Source organism: Thioalkalivibrio sp. (assembly GCF_041690275.1).
Taxonomy (GTDB): Bacteria; Pseudomonadota; Gammaproteobacteria; order Ectothiorhodospirales; family Ectothiorhodospiraceae; genus Thioalkalivibrio.
Genome location: NZ_JAWLHP010000019.1, coordinates 1 through 13,132, shown reverse-complemented (window position 1 = coordinate 13,132; position 13,132 = coordinate 1). Strand labels below are relative to the sequence as shown.

The window sequence follows — 13,132 nt, the reverse complement described above, 5'->3', positions numbered from 1 at the left end:
GCAGGGATGCTGCCGTCAAGCCTACAGGGAGGTATTCACGGCGTCCCGCCGGAAGCCGCACCGAGCCGCTGCGACAGCGCCCGGCCAGCCCGCATGCCCAAGGCGACCCCCACGTCTTGCCCCTGCCCCGCGTGGGGGCTATCTTTGGCCTCCTATGGACGCTGCAGATGCGAAGGTGGGCGTGGTGATGGGCAGCGGTTCCGACTGGCCCACGATGGAACACGCCGTCGCTATCCTGAAGGAGCTCGAGATTCCCTCGGAGGCGCGCGTGGTGTCCGCCCACCGCACACCGGACCTGCTCTTCGAATACGCCGAACAGGCCGCGGGCCGGGGGCTGCAGGCGATCATTGCCGGCGCGGGCGGGGCGGCCCACCTGCCGGGAATGCTGGCTGCGAAGACCCCGGTGCCGGTGCTCGGGGTGCCGGTGGCCTCGCGGCACCTGAAGGGGCAGGATTCGCTGCTGTCGATCGTGCAGATGCCGAGGGGCATCCCGGTGGCGACCTTTGCGATCGGCGAGGCGGGCGCCGCGAACGCGGCCCTGTTCGCGGCGGCGATGCTCGCCAACGGAGATGCCGCGCTGCGCGCGCGCCTCGAGCGCTTCCGGGAATGCCAGCGTGACGCGGTGCTGGCACAGGAGCTGCCAGCGGTGCACCGGTGATTCTCCCTCCGGCGACCCTCGGACTGCTCGGCGGCGGGCAGCTGGGCCGCTATTTCACCGTCAGCGCCAAGACCATGGGCTATCGCGTCTGGGTGCTCGATCCCGATCCCGACAGTCCCGCCGGTCGGCTGGCGGACCGTCATCTGCGCGCCGGATTCGACGACCCGGACGCGCTCGCGGAACTCGCGGCACATGCGGCCGTGGTCACCTGCGAGTTCGAGAACGTGCCGGCGGCCAGCGCCGAATGGCTGGCCGGCCGTGTGCTGCTGCGGCCGGATCCGCGGGCACTCGCGATCGCGCAGGACCGGCTCGCGGAAAAGCGGTTCCTGGAGGATGCCGGCGTCGCGGTTGCGCCCTGGCTCCCGGTCGAGGACGCTGCGGCCGCGCGTACGGCGGCGCCGGACTGGAACCCGCCGGCCATCCTGAAGACCGCGCGCCTCGGCTACGACGGCAAGGGGCAGTTTCCTGTCCGGACCCGCGAGGCCGTCGCCCGGGCCTTCAGCCAGCTGGGCGAGGTCCCCTGCGTGCTCGAGCAGCGGCTGGACCTGGACCGCGAGGTCTCCGTGGTGCTGGCGCGGGCCCCCGACGGCAGCTGCCGCTGCTTCCCGGTCACGGAGAACGAACACCGCGGAGGCATCCTGCACCTGAGCCGGGTCCCGGCCCGGGTCCCCGAGGAGATCCGGGTCCAGGCGGAAGCGGTTGCGCAGCACATCGCCGAGCGTCTTGATTATCACGGTGTGCTTGCCGTCGAGTTCTTCCTCACCGGTTCGGGGAGATTGCTGGTGAACGAGATCGCGCCGCGGCCGCACAACTCCGGTCACTACACCCTGGATGCGGTCACCGTCTCGCAGTTCGAGCAGCAGGTGCGGGCGGTCTGCGGGCTGGCACTGGCGCCTGCCGAGCTGGTGGCGCCGGCGGCAATGCTGAACCTGCTCGGGGACCTGTGGCCGGCAGGCGCCGCCATGCCCGATTTTTCCCCCCTGCTGTCCCATTCCCGAGCCCGGCTGCATTTGTACGGGAAGCCGGCCGCGCGTCCGGGCCGGAAGATGGGGCACGTGAACATCCTCGGGGCCCCGGAAGAGGCGGATGCCGCGCGGCCGGCCCGGCTAGCCGAGACCCTGTGGGCCGGATTGCGCGGTGCCGTCACCGGGGGCGGCGCCAATGGCTGAGGGCCGGGACCTGAACAATCCCGCGGAACGGCGTCGACTGCAGCGCGAACTCAAGAGGGACATCCGCTTCGCCGACGTGCTGGCCGGGGAGTCGCTGGAGTTTGTGACCACCTGGGGCCTGTTCTCGCCGCGGCGCATCGACGACGGCACGCGGCTTCTCCTCGCTCATGCGGAGGTGCGGCCCGCCGACCGCTGCCTCGATCTGGGCTGCGGCTACGGACCGATCGGGCTGACCTTCGCGCGCAAGGCCCACCAGGGCCGCTGCACGCTGGTGGACAAGGACTTCGTTGCGGTGGAGTACAGTCGCCGCAACGCCGAGCTGAACGGCCTCGCGAACGTCGACTGCCTGCTCAGCAACGGCTTCGCCCAGATCGCCGAGCGACGCTTCGACGTGATCGCATCCAACCTTCCGGCGAAGGTGGGCCGGGAGCTGCTCTACACCTACCTGCTGGATGCGTGGGACCAGTTGAACCCCGGAGGCCGTCTCTATGTCGTAACCATCACCGGCCTGCGGCGCTTCATCGAGCGGGGCTTCAGGGAGGTCTTCGGCAACTACGACAAGCTGAAGCAGGGCCGGGACTACACGGTCGCCGTTGCCCGGCGCGCAAGCGACTGAATCCTGTCCTGCAACCGGTGCGCGCCGCCCGGATCCAATCGAGCCCCGCAGATGCATCACATCGACGTTGCCTTTCCGTTGTGGCTGCAACTCTTCTCGGCCGCCGGCCTGACCCTGCTGCTGGTCTGGATGTTCCGGGGCATGACCTGGGACGAGCTGTTCGTGCCCGGTCGCCTTCAGCAGTTCGTTCTGGCAACCCTTGCACTGGCGCTGATCTGGAGCATGCGTGCTGCCTCGGTGGACGGCCTGGCGATGCATTTTCTCGGCGTGGTTGTGGTGACGCTGGTCTTCGGCTGGCAGCTCGCCATCCTGATGACCACCCTGGTGGTGGCCGCGCTGGCGGTGCTTGGCATCGTCGACCCGATGCTGGCGCCGCTGAAGATCCTTCTGACCGGCGTGGCGCCGGCACTGGGCACCTGGGGACTGCTCCGCTTCAGCGAGCGGCGCCTGCCCCCGCACATGTTCATCTACCTCTACGTGGTCGGCTTCTTCGGCGGGATGCTGTCGGTGCTGGTGGTGATGGCCGGAAACGCCGTGGTCTTCGGTCTCTTTACGGATGCGGCGTGGGAGTCTATCTTCAGGGAGTATCTGCAATACACCCCGTTGCTGGTGTTGCCGGAGGGCGTGCTCAACGGCATGGTGATCACCGGTCTGGTGATGTTCCGTCCGGAGTGGGTGATCACCTATTCGGATGCGCGGTACGTGGACGGCCGTTAATGCCCCGTTCAGGATTGCCGGCGCAATCTGGGATCGTTCGACAGAAAAACAGGCGTCTTGCCCGCTGATCCTTGAAGGAGGATACGAGATGAAGAAACTGATGTTGGTCGCCGCGAGTGTGGTGATGGCCGCCGGAGTGACCGGCGTCGCGCAGGCCGGCGATGCCGTGGCCGGTCAGGCCAAGTACGCGACCTGCGTGGGCTGCCACGGTGCGGAAGGCCAGGGGCAGGCGATCTTCCCGGCGGTGGCGGGCAAGGACCAGGACTATCTCGTCGATGTGCTGAATCAGTATCGCGCCGGTGAGGACGTCGGACCCAACGCCGCGATGATGAAGCCGCACGCGATGAACCTGAGCGACGAGGACATCGCCGACCTGGCCGCATACATGAACTCCCTGGAGTGATACCCCCGGCATCGCAGTCTCCGGACTGCACCCCGACGGGCTGACAGGGCCGCCGCAAGCTCCACTCGCGGCGGCCTCTTTCGTTCCAGGGGAGCTCCACCGGTTTTGCCTAGCGCCAGGCCTTCCGGTAAAGTCTAGCGGCTACGCCGTGCGCCGTCCTGGCGCGGGCGTGCAACTGGTTCCGACCGCGAGGTTCCCATGGCCCTTCCCGATCTGATTGCCCCTTCCATCCTGTCCGCCGACTTCGCCCGCCTCGGGGAGGAGGTCGACAACGTGCTGCGCGCCGGCGCCGACATCGTGCACTTCGACGTGATGGACAATCACTATGTGCCCAATCTGACGATCGGCCCGCTGGTCTGCGAGGCCCTGCGCAAACACGGCGTGACCGCGCCGATCGACGTGCACCTGATGGTCAAGCCGGTAGACCGCATCGTGCCCGATTTCGCGCAGGCCGGGGCCACCTATATCACCTTTCATCCCGAGGCCTCGGACCACATCGACCGCACCCTGCAGCTGATCAAGTCCGAGGGCTGCAAGGCCGGTCTGGTCTTTAATCCGGCAACGCCGCTGTCGCATCTCGACTACGTGATGGACAAGATCGACATGATCCTGCTGATGTCCGTGAACCCGGGCTTCGGTGGCCAGAAGTTCATCCCTGCGACGCTGGACAAGCTGCGCGAGGCGCGCCGGCGCATCGAGGAGTCCGGGCGCGAGATCCGGCTCGAGGTGGACGGCGGCGTGAAGGCGGACAACATCCGCGAGGTCAAGGCCGCAGGTGCAGACACCTTCGTCGCCGGTTCCGCGATCTTCGGTGCGGCCAGCGACACCGACCCGAACCACTACGACAGCGTCGTGCGCAGGATGCGCGAAGAGCTCGCCCAGGCCTGATCCGGACTGCCACCGTGCCCCTGCCGCGTCCCCGGATGATCCTGATCGACCTGGACGGCACGCTGGTCGACAGCGTGCCCGACCTGGCCTTCAGCGTCGATGCGATGATGGACGAGCTTGGCCTGCCGCGGCGTGGCGAGCGGGCCGTGCGCAAGTGGGTCGGCAATGGCGTCGAACGCCTGGTCAAGCGCGCGCTGGTGAACGATCTCGATGGCGATCCGGATCCCGAGCTCTATGACCGGGCGCTGCCGGCCTTCATGCGCGTGTACCAGGAGAACACCTCGCGGCGCAGTCGACTGTATCCGGGCGTGCGCGAAGGCCTCGACCAACTTCAGGCCGAGGGCTTCCGCCTGGGCTGCGTGACCAACAAGGCCGGGCGCTTCACGCTGCCGCTGCTGCGCGACAAGGGCATCCTGGATCGATTCTCGATCGTGGTCTCGGGTGACACATTGGAATTCAGCAAGCCGCACCCGGCGCCCCTGCTGCACGCCGCCGCGGAACTCGGCGTGACGCCCGGGGAGTCGCTGATGATCGGCGACTCCCGCAGCGACGTGAAGGCGGCACGGGCGGCCGGCTTCCGGATCGTCTGCATGAGCTATGGATACAATCACGGCGAGGACATCCGTGCGGAAGGTCCGGACGCCGTGCTCGACCGCCTGGACGAGCTGCCGCCCCTGCTGCAGCCCGAGGCCGCCTGATGCAGTACGGCGAGGGCGACGGACCGCCGCCGGGTGGCCATGGCACCTGAGCAGTACGACCGCCTGGTGGCCGAGGGTCACAACCGCATTCCGCTGGTGCGGGAGGTGCTGGCGGATCTCGACACCCCGCTGTCGATCTTCATGAAACTGGGCAATCAGCCCTTCACCTACCTGTTCGAATCGGTGCAGGGCGGCGAGAAGTGGGGACGCTATTCCTTTATTGGCCTCCCGGCGCGCACGCTGCTGCGGGTGCGTGGCCACCAGATCGAGGTGGAGACGGACGGGGTGGTCGTGGAGAGCCTCGAGCATGCCGATCCGCTGGCCTGGATCGAGGAATTCCAGGCCCGCTTCCGGGTGCCGGACCTCGGGGGATTGCCCCGCTTCACCGGCGGCCTGGTCGGCTATTTCGGCTTCGAGACCGTGCAGCTGATCGAGTCACGGCTGGCCGGCCGGCACAAGCCCGATGCCCTCGGGCTTCCGGACATCCTGCTGATGGTGTCCGACGAGGTGGTGGTGTTCGACAACCTCGCCGGCCGGCTCTACCTGGTGGTGCACGCGGATACCTCGCGTGCCGATGGCCAGGCGGAGGCCTCCCGGCGGCTGGACCGGCTCGAGGCCCGGCTGCTCGAGCCCTTCGAGCGGCCGCAGCCACACCCGAGACCGCACGCGGTGCCGGAGTACTCCGCCGGCTGGTCCGGCGGGGACTTCAAGTCCGCGGTGGCCCGGGCACAGCAGTACATCATCGACGGCGACGTGATGCAGGTGGTGCTGGCGCAGCGCATGAGCGTCCCGTTCAGCGCGCCGCCCCTGGATCTTTACCGTGCACTGCGCGGACTGAATCCCTCCCCGTACATGTACTACATGGATCTCGGCGATCACCACGTGGTGGGGGCCTCGCCGGAGATCCTGGTGCGTCTCGAGGAGGAACGGGTCACGGTGCGCCCGATCGCGGGGACCCGCCCCCGCGGTCGCAGCCCCGAGGAGGACCAGGCCCTCGAGACGGAGCTGCTGGCGGACCCCAAGGAGCGGGCCGAGCACCTGATGCTGATCGACCTTGGGCGGAACGACGTGGGGCGGGTCGCCAGCACCGGGACCGTGAAGGTCACCGATACGATGGTGGTCGAGCGCTATTCGCACGTGATGCACATCGTGTCCAACGTGGAGGGCCTGCTGAAGCCCGGCCTGAGCGCGATGGACGTGCTGCGCGCGACCTTCCCGGCGGGCACGGTCAGCGGCGCTCCGAAGATCCGGGCACTGGAGATCATCCAGGAACTGGAGCCGGTCAAGCGGGGCGTTTATGCTGGAGCTGTCGGTTATCTCTCGTGGTCCGGGAACATGGATACCGCGATCGCGATCCGCACCGCCGTCCTGCACGATGGCGTGCTGCATATCCAGGCGGGTGCGGGAGTGGTGTACGACTCAGTGCCGGAGAACGAGTGGCAAGAGACCTTGAACAAGGGCCGGGCGGTGGTGCGTGCCGCGGAGATGGCCATTTCCGGGTTGAGTCCGCGTCGCGCCTGAGCGGCAGCGCCCGACGCATGCTGCGCGCAACCCTGTTTCTGCTGCTGCTGGGGCTCTTGCCGCAAGCGGCGCTGGCGCAGGTGATGCTGCTGATCCCCGGGGTTCAGTCCCAGCAGCAGACCCACCCCTTCCGCGAGGCCGGCGTCACGGTTCCGCTGGTGGCCTCGGGCTGGATCGACGGCGGACAGATGCTGCCGTCGGTTCGCGGCGTGGAATTCGACCGCTCGCCCGAGGCCAGAAGCAGGCTGTTCTACACCCTGGTGATGCCCACCGAGCGGCCGATCTCGATGCAGGCCGAGTGGCTGAACCTCTACCTCGATGCGGTCACGCGGCGCCATCCCGACGAGCCCGTGATCCTGGTTGCCCACTCCCTGGCCGGTATCGTGGCGCGTTATTCCCTGGTCACGCGCAAGCGCCCGGAGGTGTCTGCGCTGATCACCATCGCCAGTCCCCATGTGGACGGCACGATGATCCAGCTTGGCGATTTCTTCTGGCAGTCGCCGCTCGGCACCTACACGCCGCTTCTGGGCCAGTCTGATCTCCGGCAGCTCCTGGAGCTGTACTCCGGAATCAGCCCGGACCAGTCCGGCAACGTGCTGCGCTGGCTCAGTCACCAGACCCATCCGGACATCCGCTATGTGGGCATCGTGCGGATGGCGGATACGGTCGTGGAACCGATGCTGCAGGATCTCAACCGCGTGTCGGATCTCAGGGGGCGGGCCGAGCGGTTGCTGAGTCCGGGCGGGCACGCACTGGCGGGGAGTGACGGCACGATTCTCGCCGCCCTGTTTTCGCAGAGCGTCGGGGAGTCCGAGCGCTGACCGCAGACATGGGGTGCCCGGGCCCCGGCGTGCCGGGGCCCGGATCCTTCAGGCCGCGTTGTCGAAGATGAAGTGATGCCGCGGGCGATACTGCCGTATGTCCTGTTTCCCGAGCACCTTGAGCACCTCCGGGTGATTGGCGAACTGATCCAGCGTGATGCCGTCGAGGAAGTCGTGTAGCTGCTGGTCGAATTCCATCCAGAGCTTCTCGGTCAGCGGCGGCTCCTCTTCCGCTTCGGTCTCGTCCTGGTGCTGCTTCAGCCGGGTCAGGTTCATCGTGTCGCCGAGTGCGTCGATGATGTCGGCAACGCTGACCTGCTCGGGACGCCGCGCCAGGCGGTAACCGCCGCCCGGACCGCGGATTCCCTCGACGAGTCCACCCTTGCGCAGCTTTGCGAACATCTGCTCAAGGTAGGACATCGATATCCCCTGCCGCTCGGAGATGCCGATCAGCGTCACCGGTCCGGTGCGCTCGTGGATGGCGATGTCCATCATCGCGGTAATGGCGAAACGGCCCTTGGTCGAGAGTTTCATCGCGGACTCCTGGCTTTTGTGCTTGTTCGGCATTAGATCAAAGACCAAGTGTGGTAGTCAAGAATGACGGGTCGGACTGTGTGTGCGCAGGACGGTGGCGACTCGCGGTTCCTCTCGCCGCGGCTCAGAGGTCCTCGGGCCGCAGGCTGCCAAGATGCCGGAATCCGTCGCCTCCGAGCGGCTGAAAGACCGCAATGCCGCCCTCGTCGACGAACACGTTCGCGGCCGCGCGCAGGTTCAGGTTGTGCCCCACGATCACCGTGTTCTCCGCCGCGTCGGCGGGCGGGGTCGCCAGCATCTCGCGCAGCGCGGAGACGAGCCGTTCGCGCCGGGCCGGGTCGCGCGTGGCGGGCAGGTTGAACAGCCCGTCCAACCGCTCGTAGCGACCGAAGGCCAGTTCCGCGGTGTCCCGGTTGCGGCAGAAATCGCTCGTCAGCACATCCCCGACCGGGATGCCGTGGCGCTCGAAGGCCTGGCCGACACGCCGTGCCTCGCGCCGCCCCTCGGCGTTCAGGTTGCGCTGCGTCTCGCAGCGGTTGATGTCGGACAGGTCGGTATCGCGCTGACTCCGGTCGGTCTTGGCGTGACGCCAGTAGATCACCAGCCCGCCCGCCTGCATCTCCTCGATCAGCGGAGCAGGGCCTTCGGCGGCCAGTGCGGCGGGGATGAACAGCAATGCGGCAAGCAACAGGGCAATGAACCGTGAAGGCATGATTCTCTCTCCTCGGGAAGCCGTGGTTCCGCAGGCTCGGACCGCGTGGACGGCCCGGAAATTCAACCCGCTGGTGCCTGCGGTGCCCGGCGTCGGGGGCAGAGGTTTATCGAATCCTCGATCTGGGCGACAATCACCGGCCATCCGGGCCCCGTCCCCGCCATCCTCCGCGCTGACGGCCAACCGCAGCGACCACAGGGCTTCCAGCGCATGATCCTGATGATCGACAACTACGACTCCTTCACCTTCAACCTGGTGCAGTACCTGGGCGAACTCGGGGCGGAGGTGGTCGTGCACCGCAACGACCGGATCGATGTCGAAGGCGTGCGCCGGATCGCCCCGGACGGCATCGTGATCTCTCCGGGCCCCTGCACGCCAAACGAGGCGGGCGTGTCTCTGGACGTGATCCGCAGCCTGGCGGGCGAAATCCCCCTGCTGGGCGTCTGTCTCGGCCACCAGGCCATAGGCCAGGCCTTTGGCGGACGGGTGGGGCACGCGAAGGCGATCATGCACGGCAAGACCTCCATGGTCTTCCACTCGGGCCTCGGCGTGTTCCAGGGGCTGGACAACCCCTTCGAGGCCACACGCTACCACTCGCTGGTGATCGAACAGGACAGCCTGCCGGACTGCCTGGAGATCACCGCCTGGACCCGCGACGAGTCCGGCACGGTGGACGAGATCATGGGCGTCCGCCACCGGAGCCTGCCGGTGGAGGGCGTGCAGTTCCACCCGGAGTCCATCCTGACCCGGCACGGTCACGATCTGCTGCGCAACTTCCTGAAGCGTCTTCCGGCAGCCGCCTGAGCTCGCGGGTCGTCTGCCGGGGCGCGCCCGGTTACACTGGCGCACCATTGTTGAGCGCGACGCGGACCAGGAGTGGCGGGTGAAGATACAGGAAGCAATCGCGGCACTGATCGAGGGGCAGGACCTCGAAGCCAGGGCCATGGTCTCGGTGATGGAATCGGTGATGACCGGCCAGGCCACCCCGGCCCAGATCGGGGCCCTGCTGGTCGCGCTGCGGATCAAGGGCGAGACGCCCGACGAGATCGTCGCGGCCGCGCGCGTGATGCGCGAACTGGCCACTCGGGTGGAGGTGGCCACCGAGGGGCTGGTGGATACCTGTGGCACCGGCGGCGACGCCTCGGGCACCTTCAACATCTCCACCGCCTCCGCGCTGGTGGCCGCCGCCGCCGGTGCGCGCGTGGCCAAGCACGGCAACCGCTCGGTGTCCTCGAACTCGGGCAGTGCGGACGTGCTGCAGGCGCTGGGTGTTGGCCTGGGCATCGCGCCCGAGGGCGTGGCGGCCTGCATCGACCGCGTCGGGGTCGGCTTCCTGTTCGCTCCCGCCCATCACGGCGCGATGCGCCACGCGATAGGGCCGCGCCGTGAACTGGGCGTGCGGACCATCTTCAACCTGCTCGGGCCGCTGACCAACCCGGCCGGGGCCCCGAACCAGGTGCTGGGCGTCTTTTCGCCGGACTGGGTCAGGCCGCTCGCCGAGGCCCTGCAGAAACTGGGCAGCCGGCACGTGCTGGTGGTGCATGCAGAGGACGGCCTGGACGAGATCAGCATATCGGCCCCGACCGGAGTCGCGGAATTGCGCGCTGGCGCGATTCGCGAATACCGCCTGTCGCCCGAGGACTTCGGCCTTCCGCTGGCGCCGTCCGAGCGCATTCGGGTCGATTCGGTCGAGGCCTCGGCGGCGATGATCCGCGCGGTGCTCGACGGCGAGCCCGGCCCCGCCCGCGACATCGTGCTGCTGAACGCGGGCGCGGCGGTGTATGTGAGCGGTAGTGCCTCCAGTCACGCCGAGGGCGTGGCCGCCTCGGCTCGGGCCATCGACAGCGGCGCCGCGGCCGAGCGGCTGCGGCAGCTTGCGCAACTCACCGCGGAACTGCCGGAGTGGAAGCCGTGACCGCCGGCAGCGCCCAGGCACCTGACGTGCTGCAGCGGATCCTTGCCCGCAAGCGCGAGGAGATCGACGAGCGCTCGAGCCTGCTGGCGCGCAGCGAACTCTCGGCGCTCGCTGCGGTGGCGGAACCGCCGCGCGGCTTCCGGGCGGCCCTGCTGGAGCGCATCGACGCGGGACGTCCCGCGGTGATTGCGGAGATCAAGAAGGCCAGCCCCAGCAGGGGCCTCCTGCGAGAGGACTTCGACCCGGTCGCGATTGCGCGCGCCTACGCCGAGAGTGGTGCGACCTGCCTCTCGGTACTCACCGATGCCGACTTCTTCCAGGGCGCGGACGTCTACCTGCAACAGGCGCGCGCGGCATGCAGTTTGCCCCTGCTGCGCAAGGACTTCGTGATCGATGCCTATCAGGTCGAGGAGGCCCGCGCGCTCGGCGCCGACTGCATCCTGCTGATCGTGGCGGCGCTGAAGGACGATCAGCTGGGTTACCTCTACCGGCAGGCGCGGTACCTGGGAATGGACGTGCTCGTCGAGGTCCACGATCGCGCCGAACTCGCGCGTGCGCTGGAGCTCGGCGCGGATCTGATCGGGATCAACAACCGCGATCTGCGCAGCTTCGTTACCCGGCTCGAGACCACGCTGGAACTGTGCGCCGAGGTTCCGGACGGGGTGCTGCTGGTGACCGAGAGCGGGATTCGGGAGCCCGCCGACGTCGTGCGCATGCAGGCCGCCGGCGTCCAGGCCTTTCTGGTCGGCGAGGCCTTCATGCGTACCCCGGATCCGGGCCTGGCCCTGACGCGGCTGTTCGGCTGATCCGGTTCCGGCAACAGATACGTCAGATCGCGGCACCCCGGGGCGGCCGCGGGAGGAGATGAATCCATGCAGGTGAGGGTGAAGTGGCTGGACGGGATGGCCTTCGTCGGGGAGACCGGAAGCGGACATGCGGTGGTGATGGACGGGGCGCCGGAGCTCGGCGGCCGCAACCTGGGCGCGCGGCCGATGGAGATGCTGCTGCTCGGGCTGGGTGGCTGCACCAGCTTCGATGTGATCGCGATCCTGAAGAAGGCCCGGCAGCCGGTGCTCGACTGCGAGGTCAGCGTCGAGGCCACCCGCTCGGAGAAGGTGCCCAAGGTCTTCACCGAGATCGCGGTGCATTTCCGCGTGTACGGCAACGGGCTCTCGGAAAAGCACGTGGCCCGCGCGGTGGATCTCTCCGCAAACCGCTACTGCTCCGCCTCGATCATGCTCGGTGCGTCGGCGAAGATTACCCACGACTTCAGCATCTTCGAGGGGCCGGCCCCGCGCCAGGAGGGACCTGGCACGGCAGCGGAATGAATCGTTGACACCCTGAACGAGGTGTCTAAAATTCGGCGCTCTTTGGTCGGGGCTGGAGGAGAAGGCCATGCTGGCTCGGCACGACAAGCGCATCAAGCTCCACGGGTTCAACAACCTGACCAAGAGCCTGAGCTTCAACATCTACGACATCTGCTACGCGGCGGGTGAGCGGCACCGGAACGAGTACATCGCCTACATCGACGAGGCCTACAACGCCGCGCGCCTGACCCAGATCCTCACCGATGTCGCGCACCTGATCGGGGCGAACATCCTCGACATCTCACGGCAGGACTACGAGCCGCAGGGGGCCTCGGTGACAATGCTGATCTCCGAGGAGCCGGTGGCCACCGAGAAGATCGGCTATACCGAGGGTCCGGGCCCGCTTCCCGAGACCGTGGTCGGCCATCTCGACAAGAGCCACATCACCGTGCACACCTACCCCGAGTCCCATCCCGAGGGCGGGATCTCCACCTTCCGGGCGGACATCGACGTCTCCACCTGCGGGCGGATCTCCCCGCTGCGCGCGCTGAACTACCTGATCCACAGCTTCGAATCCGACATCGTGATCATGGACTACCGCGTGCGCGGCTTCACCCGGGACGTGCGCGGCAAGAAGCACTTCATCGATCACAAGATCAATTCCATCCAGGACTTCCTGTCGCGCGACACCAAGGACAAGTACCAGATGGTGGATGTGAACGTGTACCAGGAATACCTGTTCCACACCAAGATGGTGCTGAAGGACTTCGACCTCGACAACTACCTGTTCGGACTGGGCAAGGAGGACTACCCGGCCAGGGAGGCCGCACGCATCTCCAAGCTGCTGAAGCGCGAGATGATGGAGATCTTCTATGGCAAGAACATGACCCGCGGAGCCTGAGCCGGTCGCCCTCGCAGAGGCTGCGTAGGACCGCCGTAGGAGCGCCGTAGGAGCGGCTTCCAGCCGCGATTGCCTTAACCCCAACGCACCATCGCGGCCAAAGGCCGCTCCCACAAGGACACCACCCCGCGGAGCCCGACACGATCCCCTTGCAGGAGCGCCGTAGGAGCGCTGTAGGAGCGGCTTCCAGCCGCGATTGCCTTAACCCGACGCACCATCGCGGCCAGAGGCCGCTCCCACAAGGACACCACCCCGCGGAGCCCGACACGATC

16 protein-coding genes are annotated in these 13,132 nt (G+C 67.7%); 14 read left to right on the top strand and 2 right to left on the bottom strand.

The genetic code is table 11. From position 1 onward, the window contains the following. The first annotated feature begins 154 nt into the window (after positions 1-154). From purE to ACESMN_RS05200, 9 genes are all read left to right on the top strand, one after another. Positions 155-658: a 5-(carboxyamino)imidazole ribonucleotide mutase gene (purE, locus tag ACESMN_RS05240; protein ID WP_373052541.1), complete on the top strand. Its 504-nt coding sequence runs from the start codon at positions 155-157 to the stop codon at positions 656-658. Next, positions 655-1,827: a 5-(carboxyamino)imidazole ribonucleotide synthase gene (locus ACESMN_RS05235; protein WP_373052540.1), complete on the top strand. Its 1,173-nt coding sequence runs from the start codon at positions 655-657 to the stop codon at positions 1,825-1,827. Before purE ends, ACESMN_RS05235 begins: the two co-directional genes overlap by 4 nt. Further along, positions 1,820-2,443 (top strand): class I SAM-dependent methyltransferase, encoded by a 624-nt coding sequence (locus tag ACESMN_RS05230; protein WP_373052539.1) that lies wholly within the window; start codon positions 1,820-1,822, stop codon positions 2,441-2,443. The genes ACESMN_RS05235 and ACESMN_RS05230 overlap by 8 nt, the downstream gene beginning before the upstream one ends. 51 nt (positions 2,444-2,494) lie before the next feature. Beyond that, complete coding sequence (locus tag ACESMN_RS05225) at positions 2,495-3,160, top strand: energy-coupling factor ABC transporter permease (protein WP_373052538.1); 666 nt, start codon at positions 2,495-2,497, stop codon at positions 3,158-3,160. Between the two features lie 88 nt (positions 3,161-3,248). Continuing rightward, complete coding sequence (locus ACESMN_RS05220) at positions 3,249-3,563, top strand: c-type cytochrome (protein ID WP_373052537.1); 315 nt, start codon at positions 3,249-3,251, stop codon at positions 3,561-3,563. Positions 3,564-3,761: 198 nt separating this feature from the next. Then, on the top strand, positions 3,762-4,451 hold the full coding sequence (rpe, locus tag ACESMN_RS05215) for a ribulose-phosphate 3-epimerase (protein ID WP_373052536.1): 690 nt from the start codon (positions 3,762-3,764) through the stop codon (positions 4,449-4,451). Positions 4,452-4,465: 14 nt separating this feature from the next. Further along, the gene (locus tag ACESMN_RS05210; protein ID WP_373052535.1) at positions 4,466-5,149 is read left to right on the top strand and encodes a phosphoglycolate phosphatase; all 684 of its coding nucleotides are present in this window, start codon (positions 4,466-4,468) and stop codon (positions 5,147-5,149) included. Between the two features lie 39 nt (positions 5,150-5,188). After that, positions 5,189-6,670: an anthranilate synthase component I gene (gene trpE, locus ACESMN_RS05205; protein ID WP_373052580.1), complete on the top strand. Its 1,482-nt coding sequence runs from the start codon at positions 5,189-5,191 to the stop codon at positions 6,668-6,670. Between the two features lie 17 nt (positions 6,671-6,687). Further along, positions 6,688-7,491 carry an esterase/lipase family protein gene (locus ACESMN_RS05200; RefSeq protein ID WP_373052534.1) on the top strand — a complete coding sequence of 268 codons (804 nt, stop codon included), beginning with the start codon at positions 6,688-6,690 and terminating at the stop codon, positions 7,489-7,491. A 48-nt stretch (positions 7,492-7,539) separates the two neighbouring features. Here the strand turns inward: ACESMN_RS05200 and ACESMN_RS05195 are convergent, their stop codons facing one another. Both ACESMN_RS05195 and ACESMN_RS05190 read right to left on the bottom strand, forming a co-directional pair. Beyond that, a complete protein-coding gene (locus tag ACESMN_RS05195; RefSeq protein WP_373052533.1) occupies positions 7,540-8,025 on the bottom strand; it encodes an Rrf2 family transcriptional regulator in 486 nt (161 codons plus the stop codon). A 124-nt stretch (positions 8,026-8,149) separates the two neighbouring features. Further along, complete coding sequence (locus tag ACESMN_RS05190) at positions 8,150-8,737, bottom strand: histidine phosphatase family protein (protein ID WP_373052532.1); 588 nt, start codon at positions 8,735-8,737, stop codon at positions 8,150-8,152. A 210-nt stretch (positions 8,738-8,947) separates the two neighbouring features. On the opposite strand from ACESMN_RS05190, the gene ACESMN_RS05185 reads away from it, so the two are divergent. From ACESMN_RS05185 to speD, 5 genes are all read left to right on the top strand, one after another. Further along, the gene (locus ACESMN_RS05185) at positions 8,948-9,541 is read left to right on the top strand and encodes an anthranilate synthase component II (RefSeq protein WP_373052531.1); all 594 of its coding nucleotides are present in this window, start codon (positions 8,948-8,950) and stop codon (positions 9,539-9,541) included. A gap of 79 nt (positions 9,542-9,620) precedes the next feature. Further along, entirely contained in the window at positions 9,621-10,652 is a 1,032-nt protein-coding gene (gene trpD, locus ACESMN_RS05180) for an anthranilate phosphoribosyltransferase (RefSeq protein ID WP_373052530.1), read from the top strand. After that, positions 10,649-11,458, top strand: coding sequence for an indole-3-glycerol phosphate synthase TrpC (gene trpC, locus ACESMN_RS05175; protein ID WP_373052579.1), 810 nt, complete (start codon positions 10,649-10,651; stop codon positions 11,456-11,458). Before trpD ends, trpC begins: the two co-directional genes overlap by 4 nt. Positions 11,459-11,524: 66 nt before the next feature. Then, a complete protein-coding gene (locus tag ACESMN_RS05170; RefSeq protein ID WP_373052529.1) occupies positions 11,525-11,980 on the top strand; it encodes an OsmC family protein in 456 nt (151 codons plus the stop codon). A 70-nt stretch (positions 11,981-12,050) separates the two neighbouring features. Next, complete coding sequence (gene speD, locus ACESMN_RS05165; protein ID WP_373052578.1) at positions 12,051-12,860, top strand: adenosylmethionine decarboxylase; 810 nt, start codon at positions 12,051-12,053, stop codon at positions 12,858-12,860. Positions 12,861-13,132: the final 272 nt, after the last annotated feature.

Bases quoted from the DNA above. Each gene is read 5' to 3' on its own strand.
- purE (WP_373052541.1), top strand. From the start codon at position 155: ATGGACGCTGCAGATGCGAAGGTGGGCGTGGTGATGGGCAGCGGTTCC.
- ACESMN_RS05230 (WP_373052539.1), top strand. From the start codon at position 1,820: ATGGCTGAGGGCCGGGACCTGAACAATCCCGCGGAACGGCGTCGACTG.
- ACESMN_RS05225 (WP_373052538.1), top strand. From the start codon at position 2,495: ATGCATCACATCGACGTTGCCTTTCCGTTGTGGCTGCAACTCTTCTCG.
- ACESMN_RS05220 (WP_373052537.1), top strand. From the start codon at position 3,249: ATGAAGAAACTGATGTTGGTCGCCGCGAGTGTGGTGATGGCCGCCGGA.
- rpe (WP_373052536.1), top strand. From the start codon at position 3,762: ATGGCCCTTCCCGATCTGATTGCCCCTTCCATCCTGTCCGCCGACTTC.
- trpE (WP_373052580.1), top strand. From the start codon at position 5,189: ATGGCACCTGAGCAGTACGACCGCCTGGTGGCCGAGGGTCACAACCGC.
- ACESMN_RS05200 (WP_373052534.1), top strand. From the start codon at position 6,688: ATGCTGCGCGCAACCCTGTTTCTGCTGCTGCTGGGGCTCTTGCCGCAA.
- ACESMN_RS05195 (WP_373052533.1), bottom strand. From the start codon at position 8,025: ATGAAACTCTCGACCAAGGGCCGTTTCGCCATTACCGCGATGATGGAC.
- ACESMN_RS05190 (WP_373052532.1), bottom strand. From the start codon at position 8,737: ATGCCTTCACGGTTCATTGCCCTGTTGCTTGCCGCATTGCTGTTCATC.
- ACESMN_RS05185 (WP_373052531.1), top strand. From the start codon at position 8,948: ATGATCCTGATGATCGACAACTACGACTCCTTCACCTTCAACCTGGTG.
- ACESMN_RS05170 (WP_373052529.1), top strand. From the start codon at position 11,525: ATGCAGGTGAGGGTGAAGTGGCTGGACGGGATGGCCTTCGTCGGGGAG.